Source organism: Kitasatospora sp. NPDC059408, from assembly GCF_042751525.1.
GTDB lineage: Bacteria > Actinomycetota > Actinomycetes > Streptomycetales > Streptomycetaceae > Kitasatospora.
In genome coordinates, this window is sequence record NZ_JBHYWI010000023.1 from 22,264 (window position 1) to 44,122 (window position 21,859).

14 protein-coding genes are annotated in these 21,859 nt (G+C 73.6%); 2 read left to right on the plus strand and 12 right to left on the minus strand.

Annotated features, from left to right (window positions below; all coding sequences use genetic code 11):
* Positions 1–5 precede the first annotated feature (5 nt).
* Positions 6–1,310, minus strand: coding sequence for an MFS transporter (locus ACFXDE_RS17395; protein WP_380495077.1), 1,305 nt, complete (start codon positions 1,308–1,310; stop codon positions 6–8).
* Between the two features lie 340 nt (positions 1,311–1,650).
* Entirely contained in the window at positions 1,651–3,171 is a 1,521-nt protein-coding gene (locus tag ACFXDE_RS17400) for an AMP-binding protein (protein WP_380495079.1), read from the minus strand.
* A gap of 321 nt (positions 3,172–3,492) precedes the next feature.
* Between ACFXDE_RS17400 and ACFXDE_RS17405 the strand changes: the two genes are divergently transcribed.
* Positions 3,493–4,029, plus strand: coding sequence for a kinase (locus ACFXDE_RS17405; RefSeq protein ID WP_380495081.1), 537 nt, complete (start codon positions 3,493–3,495; stop codon positions 4,027–4,029).
* A 52-nt stretch (positions 4,030–4,081) separates the two neighbouring features.
* On the opposite strand, the gene ACFXDE_RS17410 is transcribed toward ACFXDE_RS17405, so the two are convergent.
* The 3 genes from ACFXDE_RS17410 to ACFXDE_RS17420 form a co-directional block, all read right to left on the minus strand.
* Complete coding sequence (locus ACFXDE_RS17410) at positions 4,082–6,022, minus strand: PIG-L family deacetylase (protein ID WP_380495083.1); 1,941 nt, start codon at positions 6,020–6,022, stop codon at positions 4,082–4,084.
* A 97-nt stretch (positions 6,023–6,119) separates the two neighbouring features.
* Positions 6,120–6,617 (minus strand): hypothetical protein, encoded by a 498-nt coding sequence (locus ACFXDE_RS17415; RefSeq protein WP_380495085.1) that lies wholly within the window; start codon positions 6,615–6,617, stop codon positions 6,120–6,122.
* 197 nt (positions 6,618–6,814) lie between these two features.
* Positions 6,815–8,026: a glycosyltransferase gene (locus tag ACFXDE_RS17420; protein ID WP_380495245.1), complete on the minus strand. Its 1,212-nt coding sequence runs from the start codon at positions 8,024–8,026 to the stop codon at positions 6,815–6,817.
* A 187-nt stretch (positions 8,027–8,213) separates the two neighbouring features.
* Here ACFXDE_RS17420 and ACFXDE_RS17425 point away from each other — a divergent pair, with 187 nt between their 5' ends.
* Positions 8,214–8,720, plus strand: coding sequence for an FBP domain-containing protein (locus ACFXDE_RS17425; protein WP_380495088.1), 507 nt, complete (start codon positions 8,214–8,216; stop codon positions 8,718–8,720).
* Here ACFXDE_RS17425 and ACFXDE_RS17430 read toward each other — a convergent pair.
* From ACFXDE_RS17430 to ACFXDE_RS17460, 7 genes are all read right to left on the minus strand, one after another.
* Positions 8,701–9,966, minus strand: a complete 1,266-nt coding sequence (locus ACFXDE_RS17430; protein ID WP_380495090.1) for an APC family permease — start codon at positions 9,964–9,966, stop codon at positions 8,701–8,703. The two genes, ACFXDE_RS17425 and ACFXDE_RS17430, sit on opposite strands and share 20 nt — an antisense overlap.
* A gap of 51 nt (positions 9,967–10,017) precedes the next feature.
* Positions 10,018–10,554: a DUF2716 domain-containing protein gene (locus ACFXDE_RS17435; protein ID WP_380495092.1), complete on the minus strand. Its 537-nt coding sequence runs from the start codon at positions 10,552–10,554 to the stop codon at positions 10,018–10,020.
* Between the two features lie 412 nt (positions 10,555–10,966).
* Positions 10,967–11,641: a guanitoxin biosynthesis heme-dependent pre-guanitoxin N-hydroxylase GntA gene (gene gntA / locus ACFXDE_RS17440; protein ID WP_380495094.1), complete on the minus strand. Its 675-nt coding sequence runs from the start codon at positions 11,639–11,641 to the stop codon at positions 10,967–10,969.
* A gap of 58 nt (positions 11,642–11,699) precedes the next feature.
* Positions 11,700–13,490, minus strand: coding sequence for a non-ribosomal peptide synthetase (locus ACFXDE_RS17445; protein WP_380495096.1), 1,791 nt, complete (start codon positions 13,488–13,490; stop codon positions 11,700–11,702).
* A complete protein-coding gene (locus ACFXDE_RS17450; protein ID WP_380495098.1) occupies positions 13,487–14,734 on the minus strand; it encodes an MFS transporter in 1,248 nt (415 codons plus the stop codon). The genes ACFXDE_RS17445 and ACFXDE_RS17450 overlap by 4 nt, the downstream gene beginning before the upstream one ends.
* Entirely contained in the window at positions 14,731–15,624 is an 894-nt protein-coding gene (locus tag ACFXDE_RS17455) for an alpha/beta hydrolase (protein ID WP_380495100.1), read from the minus strand. Before ACFXDE_RS17455 ends, ACFXDE_RS17450 begins: the two co-directional genes overlap by 4 nt.
* 15 nt (positions 15,625–15,639) lie before the next feature.
* Positions 15,640–21,744, minus strand: a complete 6,105-nt coding sequence (locus ACFXDE_RS17460) for an amino acid adenylation domain-containing protein (protein WP_380495102.1) — start codon at positions 21,742–21,744, stop codon at positions 15,640–15,642.
* Positions 21,745–21,859 lie beyond the last annotated feature (115 nt).

The following is a 21,859-nucleotide window of genomic DNA, read 5'->3' on the forward strand; positions in this document are numbered from 1 at the left end:
GGCGTCTACGCCCTCGTCTCGGACGCCTCCGCCGCCGCCTCCGGAGCGGGCGCGACGGCCGTCGGCAGGTCGCGCATGCGGAGCAGCGGCGAGAGCAGCAGCGGCACGGGCACGAGCAGGAAACCCGCCGCGCACAGCCACAGCGCGGTGCGCGACCCGGCCGCGTCGGCGACGGCGCCCCCGGCGAGCGCGCCGAGGGGCAGCGTGCCCCAGACGAGGAAGCGCATGGTGGCGTTCATCCGGCCGAGCAGGTCGGGCGGGCAGACGGACTGGCGGAAGCTCACCTGGGCGACGTTGTAGGCGACCGCGCCGAACAGCACCACGGCCGAACCGACGCCGAAGAGGACGACGCCGAGGCCGCCGTCGGCCAGCGGCCACAGCACGGCGAACGGTCCGGTGACGACCGGGGCGAGCCAGATCAGGCGGGCCTGCCCGACGCCCCGGGCGAGCGGCCCGGCGCACAGCGCCCCGGCGAGGCCGCCGACGGCGGAGGCCGACAGCAGCACGCCGATGGCGCCGGGCGGGAGGTCGAGCACGCGCACCCAGAACACGGTCTGGACGGCCATCAGCACGGCGGCGAACAGGTTGGAGACGGCGGTGGCGGCGGCGATGACCCGCAGCAGCGGGTGCCCGAGCACGAACCGCACGCCCTCCCCCACCTCGGCGCGCAGCGACTTCCCGGCCACGGGCTCCGGCTGCGGTTCCTCGGCGCGGATCCGGGTGAGCAGCAGCGCGGAGGCCAGGTAGCCGCAGGCGTCGGCGACGATCGCGAGCGGCGCGCCGAGGAGTTGGACGAGTCCGCCGCCGAGGCCGGGCCCGGCGATCTGCGCCGAGGAGCGGACCGTTTCCAGCGCGCCGTTGCCGCCGACGAGGTGCTCGCGCGGCAGGACGGTCGGCAGGAAGGACTGGTGGGCGACGTCGAAGAACACCGTCGCCACGCCGGTGACCAGCGCGACGGCGTACAACTGGGCCATCGTCAGCGCGCCGAGCGCGGCGGCCGGCGGGATGGACCCGACGGCCACGCAGCGCACGACGTCGGCGCGGATCAGCACGGGCAGTTTGCGCATCCGGTCGAGCCAGGCCCCGGCGGGCAGGCCGACCAGCAGGAAGGCTGCGGTCTCGGCGGCGGTGAGCAGGCCGACCTGGAAGGGCTCGGCGTCCAGCACCAGCACGGCGACCAACGGGAGGGCGACCAGGGTCACCTGACTGCCCGTCTGGGCCGCGGCGGCGCCCGCGAGCAGGAGCCGGAAGTCTCGGTGACCGAGGAGGCGAGGGCGGGGAGGGGACGGAGTATCGCTCTTCTCGTTCATCAGTACGACTCTCGGTCACCGATTCGACACGCGGCAACCGCCAGGTCCGTTTCCGGACGAAGCGATGGCCGGTCCGATCCCGCCACCGCCCCGACCGGCCTTCACGCGCCGCTTATCCGCCCCGCGAACCCGCCCGCAGCGCGCTGCGCAGGGGAAACCGGCCCTCCGGTCGGCCGGTCGCCCCCGGCGTGCGAAGTCCATACCTCCGTCCGAAATACGGACACGCCCTTTCCAGCCATCGGACGGATACGCTCAACTTGGCCGGATCCTGTGAGGTATTGACGTTTGGTCACCTCGGCGTGGTGTCGGCGTGATACCGACCCGTCCGATCGCCACCGCGTCAGAGCGCGGCGCGCAGCCTCCTCTTGTCGGGCTTGCCGACCGCCGTCAGCGGGATCTCGTCCACCACGTGCAGGGCCTCGGGCGCGTACATCCGCCCCTTGCGCGCCGTCACGAACTCCCGTACGTCGTCGAGCTCCGGGCGCCGCCCGGGCGCCGGGACGACGGCGACGTGGACGTGTTCGGCCTCGTCGCGGTCGCGCACGCCGAACACCGCGCACTGGGCGATCGCCGGGTGGGTGACCAGCAGGTCCTCGACGTCGGACGGGTAGACGTGGCCGCCGACCACGATGATCACGTCCTTCAGCCGGTCGGCGAGGTAGAGGTAGCCGTCCTCGTCGACGTAGCCGACGTCCCCGGTGTCGAGCCAGCCGTCGCGCAGCACCGCGGCGGTGAGGTCGGGCCGCTTCCAGTAGCCGGCCATGACGGAGGCCGAGCGCACGTGGATCCCGCCCTGCTCCCCCACCGGCAGGTCGGTGCCGTCGGCCGCGCGGATGGCCACCTCGACGCCCGGGAGGGGGCGGCCCACCGAGATCTGGCCGCCGCGCCCGACGCGGTCGTGCTCGTGCGGGCCGAGGACGGCGATGTTCTGCGCCTCGGACTGCCCGTAGCCGCTCGCCAGCACCGGGCCGAACACCTTGATCGCCTCCCGGATCCGCGTCGGCGAGGCCGCGCAGCCGCCATAGAGGACCCGGGCCACGCTGGACAGGTCGGTGCGGCCGATCGCCGGGTGGTCGAGCAGCCGGTAGAGCAGCGGCGGCAGGACCCACAGGTCCGTGATGCGCTCGCGCTCGACGGCCGCCAGCACGTCGCCCGGGTCGAACGCGCGCTGGAGGACGACCGAACCGCCGTGGTAGAGCGCGAGGTCGACGAACACCCCGGCGAGGTGGGCGACCGAGGTGGCCGCGAGGAAGCGGGGCCGTTCGCCGGCCCCGTACGGCGACGCGTCGAAGATGCGCCGGTAGGGGCCGTGCAGGCTGCGGATGCCCTTGGGGATGCCGGTGGTGCCACCGGTGTGGCGGATGCCCCAGTCGTCGTCCGGGCCGACGTGGACGGACGGCGGCTCGGCCGGCTGTGCGGCGGAGGCGGCGACGACGTCCTCGCCGGGCCCGCCCGGCCCCAGCGAGAGGACCGTCGGGACGTCGACCAGGGGCAGCAACTCCTGGGCCACCGGGAAGCGTTCGGCGTCGACGAGCAGCACGGCGGTGTCGACGCTCGCCACGATCTCGGCCATCGTCGGGGCGCCCATGCCCTCGTACAGGCTGACCAGCCGCGCGCCCGCGAGGCTCGCGGCGTAGCGGGCGCTCAGCGCCTCGGCGGTGTTGCCGGTCAACAGGGTGACGGTGACGCCGCGCGCCGCGCCGCGGTCGGCGAGCTCGCGGGCGAGGCGGTAGGTGGCGGCGGCGAAGTCGCCCGCCGTGACGTCCACGCCGTCGGCGGTGGTGACCGCCCGGCGGGCGGGGTCGGCGGCGAGGGCGCTCAGGATCAGTGCGGGGGCGCTGACGAAGTCCTGCTGGTGCATGACTGCTCCTACCTCACGTTCTTCTGCGGGTCGTTCCTCGGGCTCTTCTCGGGTCCACTGACGCTGTGCAATCGCACCATAACGCCATGTCCCTGCCGGTTTCCCGGAGTTCGCACACCGGCGCCGGCCGCGTCGGGGGCACGGGTCACCGCGCGAACCGCGCCGCGCCGGACGCGGTGAGGAAGGCGGAACCACGTCCGGCACAGCGGCTTGCATGCACTCAGCCTGCGTGCGGGAGCCTTCGCGCGTCCAAGACCCGGATCTTCTCTCCGGGCCTGTGAGAGCCGTGTCCGGGCGGAGGCGCGCGGGTACGGTACCCGCGTGACAGGAACCACGGACACCGTGCTGATCGTGGTGCGCGGGCCGAGCGGCGCCGGCAAGTCCACCGTCGCCGCGCGGCTACGCGCCGCCTACGGGCGGGGTGTCGCCGTCGTCGCCCAGGACGTCCTCCGCCGGACGGTCCTGCGCGAACGCGACGTCCCCGGCGGGGCGAACATCGGCCTCGTCGAGCTCGTCGCCCGGCACGCGCTCGACCACGGCTACCACGTCGTCGTGGAGGGCATCCTCGCCGCCGACCGCTACGGCCCGATGCTGGCCCGCCTCGCCGCCGGCCACCGGGGCCGCACCCACCTCTACTACCTGGACGTCGAGTTCGAGGAGACGGTGCGCCGCCACGCCACCCGCCCGCAGTCCGCCGAGTTCTCCCCCGCCGACATGGCCGAGTGGTACCGGCCCCGGGACCTTCTGCCGGGCGGCGTCGAGCGGGTCGTCCCCCAACACAGCACCCTGGACACCACGGTGACGCGGATCCTCGCCGACACCGCCCTCACCCCGCCCGGCTGGACTCCCCGCCCCTGAGGCGGCGGCCGACCGGGGGCCCGGCCGGCCGCCTCTCGCCGGGTCAAACGGGTCAGACCGGCAGGGCCTGCCAGTCGCCGAAGGTCGTCGGCGTGGTGCCCGCGCGGAAGTACACACGGCCGTCCGTGCCGATCGCGAAGACGTGGAGCACGCCGGCGCCGTCGACGACGGCCGACGGGTAGTCGAGGACGGTGCCGCCGAGGTCCTGCCAGGCGCCGTAGCCGGAGTTCGGCGCGGTCTGGGCAGTGGTGCTCACGCCGCCGCCCCGGTTGCGCTCGAACAGGACGACCTGGCCACCGGCCGTGGTCGCGGCGGGCTCGCCGACGCCCAGGTGGCCGCCGAGGGAGGCCGGGGACTGGCTCCACGCGCCGCCGACCTGCGTCTGGTAACTGACCAGCACGGCGCCGGTGCCGGCCTCGCGGTAGGCGAGTTCGATGCGGCCGTCCTGGTCCAGCGCGGCCTTCGGCGGACTGGCCGGCTGGGCGTTCGGGATCTGACCCGGGCCCGCGAAGGTGCCGTTGGGCGCGCTCTGCCACCAGCCGAGGATCCCCGTGCGGGTGCTCGCGAACACCTCGATGGCCCCGGTGCCGTTGCGGATCGCGGTGACCGGGTCCTGGACGTCGCTGCCGCCGTGGTCGGCCCAGGTGCCCGACCACGCGCCGCCGGGGGCGGTCTGACCGGTGCGGCTGACACCTCCCCCGCCGTTCTTGACGAAGACCTCCAGCCGGCCGTCCTGGTCGTTGGCGACGGCGGGCACGCCGACCTGGTCCTCGTTGCCGAGCCCGGCATTGGGGTTGCCGTGGTCGGTCCACGAGGACGCCCACGCCCCGTTGGGCGTGAGCTGGGCCAGGGAGACGATGCGGTGGTCGGTGAGCCGGCGGCCGAACACCTGGAGCCGGCCGTCGGCGTTGGTGCCGACCGCGAGGGCCGGGACGAGCCACCCGCCCGGGTCGGCCATCCGCAGCGGGGCGGACCACGTGCCGTCCGCCTGGCGCCAGTTCGTGTAGAGCGCGCCGCTGCGGACCACGAACACCTGCGGCCGGCCGTCCTGGTTGAGCCCCGCCCAGGAGGTGCCCCGCGACCAGCGGTAGTACATCCGGGCGTACCAGGACTGCGAGTAGTTCCCCGAGTGGTCGTGGCTGGCGTACTCGGAGACGAACACGCCCTTCTCCCCGACCGTCGCGGGGTCGAGGTTCACCGGGCCGTCGCCGATGTTGTAGTCCCGGTAGTTCACCTGGATCAGCTGACCGCCGTACTTGGCGGCCGCGAGCCCCGCGAACCGCGCGGCGGCCACGTGGTCCCCGTGGTCGGCGGAGTAGCGGCTGTCCGGGAGGTCGTCCTGGGCCCGGAGCACGGTGGGCTGGTACGTCACCATGATCTGCCGCAGCACCTCGACCACGTCCGCGGCCGTGAAGGTGGAAGGACCGGTCATCGGGCTGCCGACGGGGACGACCGTGGTGTCCGTGGCACCGCCCAGGACACCGGCGAGCTGGGCGTCGTGCAGGTTCATGAAGACGAGGTGCACCGGCCGGTCCTTGAGGACGTACCGCTCGACCTGCTTGCCCGCGACCGTCCACGCCTCGGCCGTCCAGTGCCCCACCTCGTCGGTCGACGGGTCGGTGTCGCCGACGCCGGTCATCCGCGAGTAGGCGTTGATCGCGCCCATCTGCCGGTTCCAGGTGCGCAGCGGCTCGCCGGCCGGGTCCCAGCAGACGGTGGGGCACGGGTCGCCGGTCCCGTTGCCGGCGGTGACGAAGACCGTGACCGACGGCGTGCCGTTGGCGAGCGAGTTGGACAGGTCCGGGTTCATGAACAGGATGTCGTCGTCCTCGTGCGCGACGACCTGCATGAACAGCGGCCCGGAGCCGGCGGCCGGGGCGGCCGTGCTGCCCGCCGCCGCGGCCGCGCGGGTCGCGCTGCCCTTGGCCAGCACGGGCACGGCCAGGGCGGTGAGTGCTATGGAGGACAGGAGCTGCCGTCGTCCGATTGCCATGTGATCCCCCCAGGATCGAGATCGGCATGCGGTCATGCCAGGGGGGAGGCTAGCGCACGGAGAGTTGACGGGACGTCAACGGCGAGGCGGCTTTGCCTCAGGGGTAGCGGAGGTACTGGTAGGTGCAGGCGCCCTGGGTGACGGTGCCCGTGACCGTCCACCCTGCGGGGACGGGGTAGCCGTAGACGCGCCCGCCGGGCATCCAGCACACGACGTAGGCGGTGGCCCCGGCGCCGTGCGCGGCGCCGCCGAGGTAGGAGACCTGGGCGGTCTGGCCGTCGAGCGAGGCCCCGACGAGCACCCAGCCGGCCGGGACGGTGGTGTTGGCGAGGACGGCCACCCTGGCTCCGTAGGGGGCGCCGCCGAGGTACTCGATGAGCTTGTCGTGGACCGCGGTGTTGATGCTGACCACCGCCCAGCCGGCCGGGACCGGGTTGTACTGGGGGATGCGCATCTGCGTCCCGAACGGCGGGTTCACGACGCGGGCGGCCGGGGCCGCGACGGTGGTGGGGGCGGCTCCGGCGACGGTGGCGGACCCGAGGAGGGCGGCGAGGGCGGCCGCGCAGGCAACGAGGGCGGAGGTTCTTCGGCGCATGGTGGGGTTCCTCTTCATCGGCGGAGGGCGCGTGGTGCACGGTTCACGCTCCGCCCCGGCGCCGCCCGCCGTCAACGCCGTCCGCCCCCTTCCCCGGGGCGCAGAGGGGCACGCGGCGGCGGATTGCCGCCGGTGCATCACGCCCCCGCGATTCGGCGCTCCCCGACTTAGTACTGCCTGAATGAGTACTGCCTGGATCAGTACTGCTTGTCGATCAGCCGACGTGCCGCCACCAACGCCCCGTCCGTCCGGACCCGGCCGGCCAGTTCCCGGGCCTTCTCGACGGTCCGCGGAGCCAGGGCCCGCCGCAGCTCCGCCGTCAGGGAGTCGGCCGTCAGCTCGCCGCCCGGGTGCGCGGCGCCGACGTGGAGCTGCTCGACGCGCTGGGCGAAGTAGAACTGATCGAACATCTGTGGCACGACGACCTGCGGCGCGCCGGCCCCGGCGGCCGCGGTCGTCGTGCCCGCCCCGCCGTGGTGCACGACCGCGGCGACCCGCCGGAACAGCGCCTGCTGGTTCACCTCGCCGATCACCAGGCAGTCGGGTGCGGCCAGGTCCGCGGCCAGGTCGGCCCAGCCCCGGGCGAGGATCACGCGACGGCCGAGGACGCGGGCGGCGGCGAGCATCGTCCGGGCGGCGTCCTCGGGGGCGCGGACGCTGCCGAAGCCGACGTAGACGGGAGGCTCGCCCGCGTCGAGGAACGCCGTCAGCCCGGGCGGGAGCGGGCGGTCGTCCGCCAGGGTCCACGCCCCGGTCTGCCGGACGTCCAGCTCCGACCGCCCGGGCCACGGCGCCAGCGTCGGATCGGCGGCGAGCCACGGGGTGCCGGTGAAGATGTGCCGGCTGACGTCGCCGATCGGGCCGAGGCCGACGGCCTCCCGCTGGACGTTGAGCGCCGCACCCCACATGACGTTCCAGCGGTGGGCGTCGCGGTCCCACAGCGTCCGGTTGTCGACGCTCCCGTCCGCCGGCTTCTCGCCGAGCATCCCGAAGGCGGGCGGCGCGTGGTGCGGCGACGGCAGCGTGATGGGCGCGAACGCGGCGTAGACGTAGCCGGCGCCCCGCTGTTCGGCGACCGAGCGCGCCGCGACGGCCAGCGCGCCGCCGCCCACGATCACGTCGCACCCCTCGGCCGCCGTGCCCACGGCCTTGAACTGGTCGGCCACCGTGCTCTCGATCATCCGCCGCCGCTGTTCGGGCGTGGGCACCTGCCCGGCCGGGCGCGTCGCCGTCCCGTGCAGCAGCGGGCCCACCGGTACGTACTCGATCCCCAGCGACCGCGCCCACTCCTCGAAGTCGGGCGGCGCGCACACCACGGCCTCCTGGCCCAGCTCCAGCAACCGCAGCGCCAGTGCGACCACCGGTTGCGCCTCGCCCCGCGAGCCGATCGTGGACAACAGCACCCGCATGTTCGTCACTTCCCGTCCGTCCGCCGCGTCCCGTCACGCGGAGGTCCATCTTCGCCCGATATGGGGGCCTTGCGGCAAGATCCCCCGTGCGGTATACCGTGGAACGGGAGGGGAAACGGGCGACCCCACGCCTGCGCGCCGGAAATTGCCGCGACATCGTGCGCGTACGGGTGTTAGCTTCCGCCCCATGCAACCCCTGAACGAGAACGAGATCCGCGAATCCTTCGTCAACTGCTCCAAGGGCGAGGCCCGCCGGCTCAACCTCCCCCGGGGGCTGGCCGAACTCCCGTGGGAGCAGCTGGACTTCCTCGGCTGGCGGGATCCGGGCGCGCCCGACCGCGCCTACCTGGTGGCCCACCACGGCGGCGAGCTCGTCGGCGTCACCCTGCGGGTGCCGTCGGTGCGCCGCAGCCTCACCAAGAGCAACGTGTGCTCGTTGTGCGTCACCGCCCACGCCGGTTCCGGCGTCGCGCTGCTGGCCGCCCGCCGGGCCGGCGCCGCCGGGCGCGAGGGCAACTCCGTCGGCAGCTACATCTGCGCCGACCTGGCCTGCTCGCTGTACGTGCGCGGCCTCAAGAAGTCGACGCTGGTGACGCGTCCCAACGAGTCGCTGCCGGTGGAGGAGCAGATCGTCCGCACGGTGGGCAATCTCGACGCCTTCCTCGCGAAGGTGCTCACCGACTCCGTCGCGTAGTACCCACGGCGTAGGCCCCGGCGCCGACCGCGAGAACGGCGGCGCCGGCGGCCATCGATGACGGCGGCAGCGCGAACGCCAGCACCAGGCAGCCCGCGAGGCCGACCACCGGGACGGCCCGCGGCGGGCGGCCTTCGGCCCTGGTCAGCGTCCAGGCGGAGGCATTGGCGATCGCGTAGTAGGCGAGCACGCCGAAGGACGAGAAGCCGATCGCCCCACGCAGGTCCGCCGTCGCGGCGACGGCCGCCACCACGGCCCCCACCGCGAGCTCCGCCCGGTGCGGCACCCGGAAGCGCGGGTGGACCGCCGCCAGCGCGTGCGGCAGGTGGCGGTCGCGCGCCATCGCGAGCGTCGTCCGGGAGACCCCGAGGATCAGTGCCAGCAGCGAGCCGAGCGCCGCCACGGCCGCGGCCGCCCGCACCACCGGGGCCAGCCACGCGGCACCGGCCGCCCGTACCGCGTCCGAGAGCGGCGCACCCGCGGCGGCCAGCCGTTCGGGCCCGAGCACCGCCAGGACGGCGGCCGCGACCAGCGCGTACACGACGAGCGTGATGCCGAGGGCGATTGGGATCGCCCGGGGGATCGTGCGGGCCGGGTCGCGGACCTCCTCGCCGAGGGTGGCGATCCGGGCGTAGCCGGCGAACGCGAAGAACAGCAGTCCCGCGGCCTGCACCACCCCGTGGAACGAAACGTCCGCACCGAAGCCGAGCCGGGCCGCGTCCGCGTCACCGGACGTCAGGGCCGCCACGACGACGGCCGCGAGCACCGCGAGCACCACGGCGACGACCGCCCGGGTGAACCACGCGGACTTCTGCACGCCGCCGTAGTTCACCGCCGTGAGCGCCACGACCGCCGCCAGCGCCACGGCGTGCTCCTGCCCCGGCCAGACGTAGCCACCCACCGTCAGCGCCATCGCCGCACACGACGCGGTCTTGCCGACGACGAACCCCCATCCGGCCAGGTAGCCCCAGAACTCGCCCAGCCGCTCCCGCCCGTACACGTACGTCCCGCCGGACTGCGGGTACCGGGCGGCCAGCCGGGCCGACGACGTCGCGTTGCAGTACGCCACCACGGCCGCGAGCGCGAGCCCGGGAAGCAGTCCGGACCCCGCGGCACCGGCGGCCGGGGCGAGGGCGGCGAAGATGCCCGCCCCGATCATCGAGCCGAGGCCGATCACGACGGCGTCGAACGTGCCGAGCCGCCGCCCGAGCCCGTCCGGGGCGTGATCTGTCGACGGTTGTCCCACGGTGCTCCCCTGTCCGCCCCCGGATCCGACTCCGGCTCCGGGGGACGAGCGTCAGCCGACGGGCTTGCCGTCCCGGCGGATGACCTGCGGGAGCAGGCCGTCGACCTCGTCGGCGATCGCGTCGAGCAGCTCGGTGCCGAACACGCAGAGGGACTTCTCCGACGGGTGCCCGAAGACGCCGAAGCGGAAGTCCTCGGCGAGCTGGACGGAGTGGTTCCCGTCCGGGTACGGGCTCAGCGGCCACCCCTGCCACGGCTGCCCCTCGACGACGCGAGGCGTGGCCGCGCCGTCCGGCACGAGGTCCGGGCGCAGCCGGTAGGACGCGTGCGGCTGGTCGAGGAGCCAGAGCGCCTCGCCGGGCCGGCAACATCGCGCGAGCCCGTCCTGCACCACGCCGACGAGCCGGTCGAGCTTCCGGTACCCCGGGTCGTCGTCCAGCGCGCCGAGGCTCCACGTCACCGAGGACGCGGGCTCCGAGATGCCGGGAATGACGGACGTGTCGGGTCGGAAGTCGAACGCGGCCTGGAAACGGTTCCAGATCTCGCCGTGCTCGGAGTCGTTGAGTCGCCGCAGGGCCTCGGTGGTCATGGGGGTGAACTTATCAAGGACCGACCCCCCTGTTGCCATCCCTGCATGTGTCCGCAACCCGTCCCGGATTTCTCTCATAGAACCTGGTCAGCGAACGTGTGTACGGCTGCGGCACTTCACGGTACGGTGGCCGCGCCCGCAGTCTGCCCACGGCCGCGCCCCTGCGGCCGGCGTGACGGCAAATCCGGTCGCGACGGCCCCTGCCGGCTGGCATGGTGACGGCCATGGATGCTGCCTGCTGAGCCAACGAACCATCAACATCATTCCATCAATGGGTAGTTGGTCACGTGGCCCCGGACCCCCGACCACCCGCTCAACCGCCTGCCGCTGTTCCTCCGCTTTCGGCCCGCGCCGAGAGCCGGGCCCTGTGGCCGGGCCCGGCCTCACGTCGGCGGCGCGGCTCCCGTCCGGATCATGCCCCGGGCTGCTCCGGGCGGGCCTGGAACGGGCAGCGCCACTCCCCGTCCGTCGCCATCCCGGAGTACTGACGTGCCTCGGAGGACTCGCCGAACTCGGCGAGGTTCGGGTTGATCGAGTCCTGGAGGCGCAGTTCGCGCTCGCGGATGCGGCGCTGGAGGCCGCCGTAGACGCCGTTCTCCACGAGGCGCTTGAACTGGTGGTGCGAGTTGAACGCCAGCGCGGGGAAGGCGAACCGCCGGGTGATCCGCGACGCGTTCTCGTGCAGGCCGACGATGAAGAAGGGGTGGCCGGCGATGCTGAAGCCGAACGACGGGGATTCCGGGTCCGGGTTGGCTCCCTCCGCCCAGGGGTAGCCGCTGTCGGCGTCGAGGGCGTGGAGGTCGGCGAGCTGGCGCCACAGCAGGGCGTGGAATTCGGGCTCTGGGAGGCCTGACGGGCCGTCGAAGACGGCGACGATCGACGCGAAGTTCTGGTCGGGGCCCAGGTCGTGGGTGACGAAGTCGACCAGGGCGTCGTGCAGCGCCTCGGTGGTCGCGGCCTCGCCCATGGGTCCCACCTGGATGGGGCGCAGGCTCTCGCGGCGCAGCGCCGCCTTGGCCCCCAGGCAGGAGAAGTCCTCGCTCTCGATCCAGGCGGTCAGTTGCCGGTGGATGGATGTGGTGGTCATCGGTATCTCCTCATAACGAATGACGGATCATGGGGCCGGGGCTCAGAACGGCCGGGGCTCAGAACCGCTCCATCCGGGCCGCCACCGCACGCGCGCTGCCCGCCGCCACCAGGTCGGAGGCGCGCAGGCGCCAGCCGTGCCGCTTCATCGCCCCGCTGACGCGCAGGGCGACCAGCGAGTCGCCGCCGCGGGCGAGGAAGTCGTCGTCGGGGCCGAAGTCGGGCGCGCGGAGCAGCGTGCGGACGAGGTCCAGCAGGAGCGAGAGTTCGGAGGCCTGGGCGGTGTGCGCGACGACGTCGGGCTCCGGACCGGCGGCCGTCGTGGCTGTGGCAACGGCCGCGGCCGCGACGGCCCGGCGGTCGATCTTGCCCGAGGGGGTGAGCGGCAGCCGGTCCCGGACGAGGATCAGGCCGGGCACCATGTGCCGGGGCAGGCGTGCCCGCAGGTGCTCGCGGATCCCGTCGGCCGTCGGGCCGTCCGGACCGACCGAGACGACGGCGGCGAGCGTCCGTCCGCCCGTCCCCGTCCCGTCGTCGATCGCCACGGCGGCGGCGGCCGTGACGCCGGGCGTGTCGAGCAGGTGCCGGTCCACCTCGTCGAGCTCGATGCGGTGGCCGCGCACCTTGACCTGGTTGTCGAGGCGGCCGAGGAACTCGACGGCGCCGTCCGGGTGGCGCAGCACGAGGTCGCCGGTGCGGTACATGCGGGCGTCGTCGTCGGCCGCCGAGAACGGGTCGGGGCGGAAGTTCTCGGCGGTGCGCGAAGGGTCGTCGAGGTAGCCGTCGGCGAGCGGGGTGCCGCCGATCCAGAGTTCGCCGGGCGCGCCGGGATCGGCCGGGCGCCGGCCGGCGTCGAGGATGTGGAGCCGCCGGTCGCCGACGGGGCCGCCGATGGGCAGGCCGGTGGTGGTCGGCAACGGGTCGTCGGGGCGCAGGACGAGGGCGGTGCAGGTGATGACGGTCTCGGTCGGCCCGTAGCCGTTGACGAGCGTGCAGTGGCCGAGCGGTCCGGCGCGGTGGGCGTGGACGTCCTTGGTGCCGGCGCTCTCACCGCCGATGACGACGGTACGGACACCGGCGAAGGAGACGTCCGCGCCCTGCATCTCCGCACACAGCAGACGCCAGTAGGCCGTGGGGAGTTGCAGCATGGACACGTCCAACTCACGAGCACGGGAGGCCAGTTCGACGGACGGTAGCGCCCGGGCGGCGGAGTCCAGGAACGCCACCGTCCCGCCGACGGCGAGCGTGGGCCAGATCTCCTCCTGCGCGACGTCGAACCCGAGCCCCGCGAACTGCAGCACGGTGTCGGCGGGTTGGAGCCCGAGCAGGTCCGCGACGCCCACCGCGTGCGCGGCGAGCGCGTCCTGCCCGACGAGCACGCCCTTCGGGGTGCCGGTCGAGCCGGAGGTGTAGATGGCGTACGCCGCCCGGTCGGCGAGGCGCCCGACGTTCAGCTGCGCCGCCGTGCCCGCGTCCGCTCCGGCGAGCGCGTGTGGGCCTTCGGCGTCGACGAGGGCCCGGGCGCCGGATCTGCTCAGCAGCCGGTCCCGGTACTCGTCGGGCACCGCCGCGTCCATCGGCAGGAAGGCCGCCCCGGCGAGCCAGCTCGCGAGCATGGCGACGACGACGCCCGGGCCGGAGGGCAGCCGGATGCCGACGAGGTCGCCGGGTCCGATGCCCAGGGCCGACAGCTCGGCGCCCGTCTTCTGCGCGCGCTCCCAGAGCTCGGCGTAGGTGGTGTCGGTGCCGGTGGTGCGGAGGGCGACGCGGGAACGGACGGCGGGGTCGGCGGACTCGGCCCGCACTCGGATCCGGTCGGCGATCCACGGTGGGGAGGGAAAGGAAGTCATCGGGTACCCGGCTCGGAAGTCTGGAGGTTCGACGGGGGTGTGGTGGGCAGGGCGGGCCCCGGTTCGAGGCGCCGTCGCCCCGCCATGACGACCACGAAGCCCACGCCGCCGCACAGCGCCGCGAAGGCGTACGCCGCGTGCGCGCCGAAGGAGTCGGCGAGGTGGCCGCTGGCCGAGGAGCCGACCGCCACCCCGAGCCAGAGGGCCGTGGACTGCCAGGCCATCGCCTCGGTCCGGCGGGAGGCTGGAACGCCCTCCCCGACCAGCATCATCGCGGCGATCATCGCCGGGCAGGAGCTCGCCCCGGCCACCAGCAGCACGATCCCGGCGGCGAGGAAGCTGTGCACGAGGAGCATCGGCAGGATGCCGACGGCCATGATGACGGTCGAGACGCGGAGGATCTGCGCCAGTGGCGCCGGCCATTCCCGCGCGCCGTACACGACGCCGGCCACCGAGCTCCCGATCGCGTAGATCCCGAGCAGCACGCCCGCCATGAAGTTCTGTTCCTCGGCGCCGGAGAAGGCGACGGTGGCCATGTCGACCGAGCCCCACATGCCGCCGAAGCAGAGATTCACGCCCGCGACGACGGCAACCGGCCCGAGGAACAGGGCGCTGCCCATGACACGGTTGCCGGGCCGCCTCCGGGGCTCGGTCCGGCCGCTGAGCGACAGCAGGACGCTGCCGCCGCACACGAGGACGAGCGATCCGATGATGCCCGCGGTCGGGTTCACACCGACGGCGAGGGAGGTCGCGACGACCGGGCCGGCGATGAAGATCACCTCGTCGACCAGCGATTCGAGCGCGAACGCCGTCCCCTTGAGCGGCGAGCTCTCCAGCAGTCCGCTCCACCGCGCGCGCACCATCGAGCCGATCGCGGGCGTGGCCGCCCCCATCACGGCCGCCGTCACGAACAGCGTCCAGAGCGGCATGCCGGTGTGCAGCGCGCTCACGACGAACGCACTACCGCTGACGCCACACACCGCGGCGCAGGACAGCAGGACCCTCCGCTGCCCCACCCGGTCGGCCAGGCGCGCCAGCTGCGGTGCGGCGACGGCGTACCCGATCGCGGCGAGGGCCGACAGGGCGCCCGCGGTGCCGTAGTCGTGCCGCGTCTCGGAGACGAAGAGCAGGATGCTGATCCCGGTCATCCCGATCGGGAACCTGGCGAGCATCCCGGGGATGAAGAACCCCCACGCGCCGGGCGTGGACAGCGCCTTCCGGTAGCGGTCGATCCCGAGCGTCACGGCGTCGGCCCGGCGGCGACGCCGGTGACGAACGCCGCGATCAGCCGGGTGAGCGCGTCCGGCTCCTCGAACTGGACGGCGTGGCCGGTGTCGAGCTCGTGCACCTCCAGGTCCGGGTGCGCTTCGAGGAAGGCGCGCACGCGGGCGTTGTCGACGAGCTTGTCGCGCCGGCCGAAGACGGCCCGCACCGGGAGCCGCCCGATCCGCGCGTAGTCCTTCTCGGAGGCGACGGCGATCTCCTCCCAGGCGTCGACCGTGCCGACGGTGACGTGCCCGAGCTTGAGCCGGTCGGCGTCGATGGCGGCGAGCCAGTGCGCGTCGTCGGTGAAGTCGCCGGGGCGCAGCGGGATCTTGATGAACGGGCGGCTCGGTTCGACGCCGAGGTCGAGCACCTCGACGACGTCGAGGGCGGCGTCGATGGAGCGGTCGAGGACGTCGTTGTACCGCTCGTTGAAGAAGAAGCCGGGGCAGACCATCAGCAGGCTCGCGAGAACGCTGCGCTCGGCGAGGCGGGCCGCGACGACGGTCGCCACCTGGGCGCCGAAGCACCAGCCGGCCAGGTGGATCCTGGTCCCGGGGCGGGCCGCGCGGATGCTGTCGAGGAGGCGGGCGACGTCCTCGACCGCCAGGTCCCCGGCGGGGATGTGTCCGCGCACGGCGTTGAGCCCGGAGCCGCGCAGGTCGACGGCGAGGAAGGCGACGCCGGCGCCGAGTTCGGCGAGGCGGGTGCCGAGGGGCGCCTGCCAGCCGGAGTGGCTCATGCCGCCGTGCAGCATGACGACGAGGTCGGGGGCGGTCTCGGCGCCCCACACCCGGTAGTGGGTGAGGTAGCCGTCCGGCTGCTCGAAGGTGCGCACGCCTTCCTGGGCGCTCTGGTCGATCGTTGTCACGGGTTCTTTCCTCTCTCAGGCGGACGGGTTCTGCCGCGCGCGGAGTTCGTCCGTGCGGGTGCGGATCTCGTCGGTGACGTCGTGGACCCGGCCGGTCGGGCGGGCGGCGATCTGGGCGAGGACGGCGGAGTAGAGGCGGGCCAGGTCGTCCAGCGCCGCCTGCGGGAGCCGCCGTCCGTCGGCGTCGAGGGTGATCTCCAGCGCGGCGCGGGCCGGGTCGCGGCCCACGGTGGCGAGGAGCGGGGCGTCGGTGTGCTCGAACCACCGGACGTCGGTGAGGTACGCGCGATCGGCGGCCACGTCGGAGTAGGCCGGGAAGTCCGTGTAGTTGAACAGCGCTGCGTAGCGGGGCTGTTCGGGCGCCGCGCACCGCCGGTGGGCCAGCGCCCGCATCTCGGACGCGAACACCTCGTCGATCAGCTCGGGCCACGTCTGCCCGTCGACGCGCACCCGGTGCGGCTGGAAGTTGAGGAACATCCCGACGAGCGCCTCGGCTCCGTCCGTCTCGGGTCGGCCGTGCGTGAACACCCCGCTGACGACGTCCTGCTCGCCGGTGACGAGCGCCAGGACGCGCAGGTGGGCCGCCAGGAGCACGTGCTTGAGCGGGTGCCCGGTGCTCCGGGCGACCTCGCGCAGCTCGGCCTCCTGCGCGGCCGGGACGACGACGGTCGCCTCCGCCCAGCGCGCGCCGCGACCGTCGGACGGGTAGCCGGGCAGCGCCGTCCCTGGGTGTCCGGCGAGGACGTCCCGCCAGAACCCCTGCGACTCGTCCGAGGCTCGGGCGGAAGCCTCCGCCTCCACGTAGGCGCGGAAGGAACCGGGCTGCGGCCACTCCACCGGCGTGCCCGTGTACGCGAGCAGGAGGTCCCGGACGAGCAGCGACAGGCTCCAGCCGTCGACGATCGCGTGGTGGAAGCCGAGCGAGAGGACGAAACGATCCTCCGCGAGCCGGTGGGCGGCGAACCGCAGCGGCGGCCGGTCCCAGGCGAAGCCGGAGCCGCGCTCGCGCTCGAACCAGGCGTCGGCCGGGCCGTCGTCGTACACGGTCAGGTCGGGCTCGGCCGAGGCGTGGACGAGCTGCCGCCCCGCGTCCAGGTCGAACGAGGTCCGCAGCGTCTCGTACGCCTCTATCATGCGCCGCAGCGAGGACCGGAGCAGCGGCTCGTCCAGCGGCAGGGCGACGGTGTACGCGAAGACGTCGTGGTACGCGGACTGCGCCGGGTCGCGCCGCGTCGCTTCGAGCATCCGCAGCTGCGTGGCCGTGAGCGGGTACGTGTCGACGACGCCCTCCGGCAGCGGCCCGGTCGCGGCGGCACTTTTCGTCACCTGCACCGCCTCGGTGACGGGCGCCTGCCCCGCCAGGCGACGGACGAGGGCCCGGACCGTCCGCGCCTCCATCACGTCGCGCATCGCCGCGCCGGGGAACACCTTGCGGAGCTTGACGAGGATGCGGATCGAGGTGATCGAGTCGACCCCGGCGTCGAGGTAGTTCTCGTTCGCCCCGACCGTCTCCCGGCCGACCGCCTTGGCGATGATCCCGGCGACGGCGAACTCCGTCTCGTCCTCGTCGCCGCCCGCCGCCCCGTCGGCCGCGTAGCGCCCGAGGGCCGCGAGGAAGTCGTCGACGAACGCCTCCGCCGTGGCGGTCTTGATCCGGGACGGGTCGTGGCACACGGCGATCTCCGTGGCGTGCGCGAAGTGGTCCCGGTGGACGTGGACGAGCACCGGGAAGCTGGTGAGCTCGAAGTACCGGGCGCTCGCGATCGTCACCGGGCCCTCCTGCGCCGCCGCCTCGCCGACTCTCCCTACTCCGCCCGCTCCACCCGCTCCACCCGCTCCACCCGCTCCGCCCGCTCCGCCCGCTCCCGCCGCGTACGCGTGGAAGTCGGTGTAGTTGAAGACGACGTCGAAGAGCGCTCCCCCGTGCTGCCGCTCGATGTCGGCGAGCGGGTACCGCTGGAGCGGGAGCAGCTCGCGCTCGCGCGCGAAGACCGCGGCCGGCAGCGCCGGGTCGTCCGCCTCGCCCACCTCGACGGGGAACGGCAGGGTGTTGAGGAACAGGCCGACCATCTCGCTCCCGCCCGGGATCTCCGGACGGCCGTTGCCGACCAGGCCGGCGATCACCCGGGAGGCACCGCTGAGCTCCGCGAGCGCGGCGCAGTGCGCGGCCAGGTAGAGCGACTTGAGCGGCAGTCCGAGGGCGGCGGCGCGCCGGCGCAGCCGGGCTTCGAGGTCGGCCGGGACGATCCGCTCGACCGCCGCGGTCTCGATCTCCTGGCCGGGCGACGGACGGCCCGCGACGAGCGTCGCGGCGTGGCCGCCGAGCAGGCGCCGCCAGGCGGCCCGGTCCTCGGGCCGCTGCGCGCTCTCGCGTTCCAGCGCCACGTACGTGCCGTAGCTCGGCGCCGGAGCCGGCACCCGCCCGCCGGGGAGCTCGCCGCACCGCCGCCGGATCTCCTCGACGACGAGCGCGACGCTCCACCCGTCCAGGATCAGGTGGTGGAACGAGACCGCCAGGTTCACGCGGTCCGCACCCCGCACGTGGACGCAGAAGCGGATGGGCGGCCGGGCGAGATCGAGCGGGCGGTGCTTCTCGGCCTCGATCCAGTCCTCGACGGCCTTGTCCTGTGCGCCGGAGGGCAGCTGGGAGACATCCACGAACTCCACGGCCGGCAACGCCTCCACGAGGACGATCTGGAGCGTCTCCTCGTAGTTCTCCAGGTCGAAGTACGACCGGAGTTGGGCGTGCCGGGCGACGGTCCCACGGATGGCACGGGCCAGTTGCTGCGGGCCGGTCACGCCCGCGAGCTCGTAGTCGAAGATGTCGTGGTAGACGGGCGACTCCTCGTCCAGCAGCGAGTGGTAGATCATGCCGGACTGGAGCTTCGTGAGCGGCCACGCGTCGACCGCGTCGGCGGGCAGCAGGGCCCGGTCCTCGTCCGACACGAGTGCGAACACGGGCGTGACGGCCGCCTCGGCTGCGCCACCCCGGGTGAGCGTAGCGGCGAGCTCCCCGAGCGTCGCGTGGGCGAACACGTCGCGCAGGCCCACGGGGTAGCCGGCCGCGCACAGGCGGGAGGAGACGCGCAGGGCGAGGATCGAGTCGCCGCCGAGGGCGAAGAAGTTGCTGTCCAGACCGACCGGTTCGGCCAGGCCGAGCACCTCCTGCCAGGCGCGGGCCACGGCACGCTCGGCGTCCGTGGCGGGTGCGGGGCCGGGGCTCGCGGTCCCAGCGGCACCCGCCGTCGGCGCGGGCAGCGCCCGGCGGTCGAGCTTGCCGTTCGGCGTCGTGGGCAGGGCGTCGAGCCCCACGAGGTACTGCGGCACGAGGAACTCCGGCAGCAGCTTGCGCAGCCGGGCCCGCAGGTCGTCGGCGTCGAAGGCCTGGCTGACGACGTACGCGGCGAGCGCCTGCGCGGGCCCCGACGAGTCCACGACGACGGCCGCGTCCTGGACACCGGGCAGGTCCCGCAGCACGGCGGCGATCTCGTCGGGCTCCACGCGCAGCCCGCGCAGCTTGACCTGGTTGTCGATGCGGCCCAGGTACTGGATCTGCCCGTCCGGCAGGAAGCGCGCCAGGTCACCGGTCCGGTAGAGACGGGCGTCGGGCGCGGTGCCGTACGGGTCGGCGACGAACATGCGGGCGGTGAGCTCGTCGCGCCCGTGGTACCCGGTGGCGACGGCCACGCCGCCGATGCACAACTCGCCGGGCACGCCCACTGGTTGGAGCCTCAGGTCCTGGTCCAGGACGTACAGCCGCACGTTGGCGATCGGCGTGCCGATGGGGACGATCTCGCCCGGGTAGTCGGTCGTGCAGGGCCAGTGCGAGACGTCGATCGCGGCCTCGGTGGGCCCGTACAGGTTGTGCAACTCGCAGCCCGGGAGCGCGGCGTCGAACACCTCGATGGTCTTGCGCGGCAGCGCCTCCCCGCTGCAGACGACGCGCTTGAGCGAGCCGCAGTGGGCGGCGAGGCCGTCCGCCTCCAGGAACACGTTGAGCATGGAGGGCACGAAGTGCACGGTCGTGACGGCGGCGGAGCGGATGAGCTCCTTCAGGTGGTCCGGGTCCCGGTGCCCGCCGGGCTTGGCCACGACGATGGCGGCGCCGGTCATCAGCGGCCAGAAGAACTCCCACACCGACACGTCGAAGCTGTACGGGGTCTTCTGCAGGACGCGGTCCTCGCCCGCGAGGGGGAAGGCGGACTGCATCCAGTACAGCCGGTTCGCGAGCGCGTCGTGCCGGTTGACGACGCCCTTGGGCTGCCCGGTGGAGCCGGAGGTGTAGATCATGTAGACGGGGTCGGCGGGGCTCGACTCCCGTACGGGGTCGACGTCGTCCTCGTGCCACGATTCCGGACCCGACAGGACGAGGACGTCCGCCGTCACCTCACCGAGCCCCTCGCGGTGCCGCTCCTGGGTGAGGATCAGCGGCAGATCCGCGTCCTGCACCATGAAGGCGATCCGGGCGGCTGGGTACTCGGGGTCGATCGGGACGTACGCGCAGCCCGCCTTCACGATCGCGAGCAGCGCGACGACCATCTCCACGGACCGTTCCATGAAGACGCCGACGAACGGGCCCTTCCCGCTCGCCGCGAGCTCCCCGCGGATCCGGTGCGCCACCCGGTTCGCCCGTCGGTTGAGCTCGCCGTACGTGAGGCGCTCACCGTCGAACACGACGGCGAGCGCGTCCGGGGTCCGCCGGACCTGCTCCTCGATGACGTCGACGACCGTCCCGGCCGGGTATTCGGCCCGCGTGTCGTTCCAGTCGTCGAGGATCAGCCTCCGGTCCGCCTCGCGCGTCATCGACGCCGCGCCCACCGGGGCGTCGACGCCGGCGGCGGCCAGCGAGGTCAGGAGCTGCGCGTAGTTCCGCAGGAGCCGCTCGGCGGTCTCGCGCGTGAAGAGGTCGGTGTTGAACTCCAGCTCGAACGCGTACGCGTCGTCGGCCGCCTCGACGTACAGCATCAGGTCGAACTTGGCGGCCGTGCGGCGGACCGGGCGGTACTCGGCGACCGGGCCGGGCCCGAGGCCGAGCGCGGGCCGGCCGCCGAGCAGCGTGAGCATCGTCTGGAACACCGGGTTGTGGTCGCGCGGCCGCTCGACCCCGAGCGCCTCGACCACCTTCGGGTACGGGGTGTCACCGTCGTCCAGCAGCCGCTCGGCCGCCTCCTGCGCGCTGCCCAGCACCGTGCGGAAGCTGTCGTCCGGGTCCACGGGGACGAAGAGCGGCAGCGTGTTGACGTAGCAGCCGACCTCGTCCAGGTCCTCGGCGCCCGGCCGGTTGAGCACCGTGGTGCCGACGGCGAACCCGTCCTGCCGCGTGTACCGGTTCAGCAGCACGGCGTACGCGGCGAGGAACACCGGGAACGCGGTACTGCGGCACTCGCGCGCGCACTCCTTCAGCAGCGGCTCGACGTCCGCGCGCGGGACGGTCACCGTCAGGCTGTCGCCGCGGAAGGTCTGCACGGCGGGACGCGGGCCGTCGAGCGGCATGCCGAGCAACTCCGGGCAGTGGGCCAGGGATCGGCGCCAGCGCTCGACCTTCTCGGCCTGGTCGGCGGTGGCGTCGGCCGTGCGGCTCGCCGCGACGAACGCGCGGAACGCAGCGCCGGCGGCGGGCCGTTCCGGGATCCGGCCGTTCGCTGTGAGCGCGCGGTAGTTCTCCCCGATCTCGTCCAGGAGGAGATGGATGCTCCAGTCGTCGATGACGATGTGATGAGCCGTCAGGGAGAGGAGCCAGAGGTCGCCCGGCAGCGCCACGAGGAGGGTGCGCAGCAGCGGGGCCGCAGCGAGGTCGAACGGCTGCCGGTGGTGCTCGGCGAGGAGCTCGTCCGCCTGAACGCGGGCCTCGGCCGGGGCGGTTGTGCGGAGGTCGGCGAAGGTCGTGCGGTCCGGAGCGGAGTCGTGCACCCTGGCCCGTGGGCCGTCCGGGGTTTCGAGGAACGTGGTGCGGAGGGCGTCGTGCCGGAGGACCGTCGCGTGGACGGCCCCGCGTAACGCCTCCGGATCGAGCGGGCCGCGTATGTCGAAGGCCACCGATTCGTTGTAGGCCGGTTCGTCGAAACCGGCGAGTTCGTGGAAGAGCCAGAGGCTTTCCTGGGTGTGGGAGAGCATGCGCATGCCAGATTGAGGGATCGCGGCCATACCGCACTCCAAAGTCGGGGCAGGGCTTCAGCCCGTGGGCGTGAATTTGCTGTTGTGCACAATCACGGCGTGCCGCAGCGGAGTTGCCGCC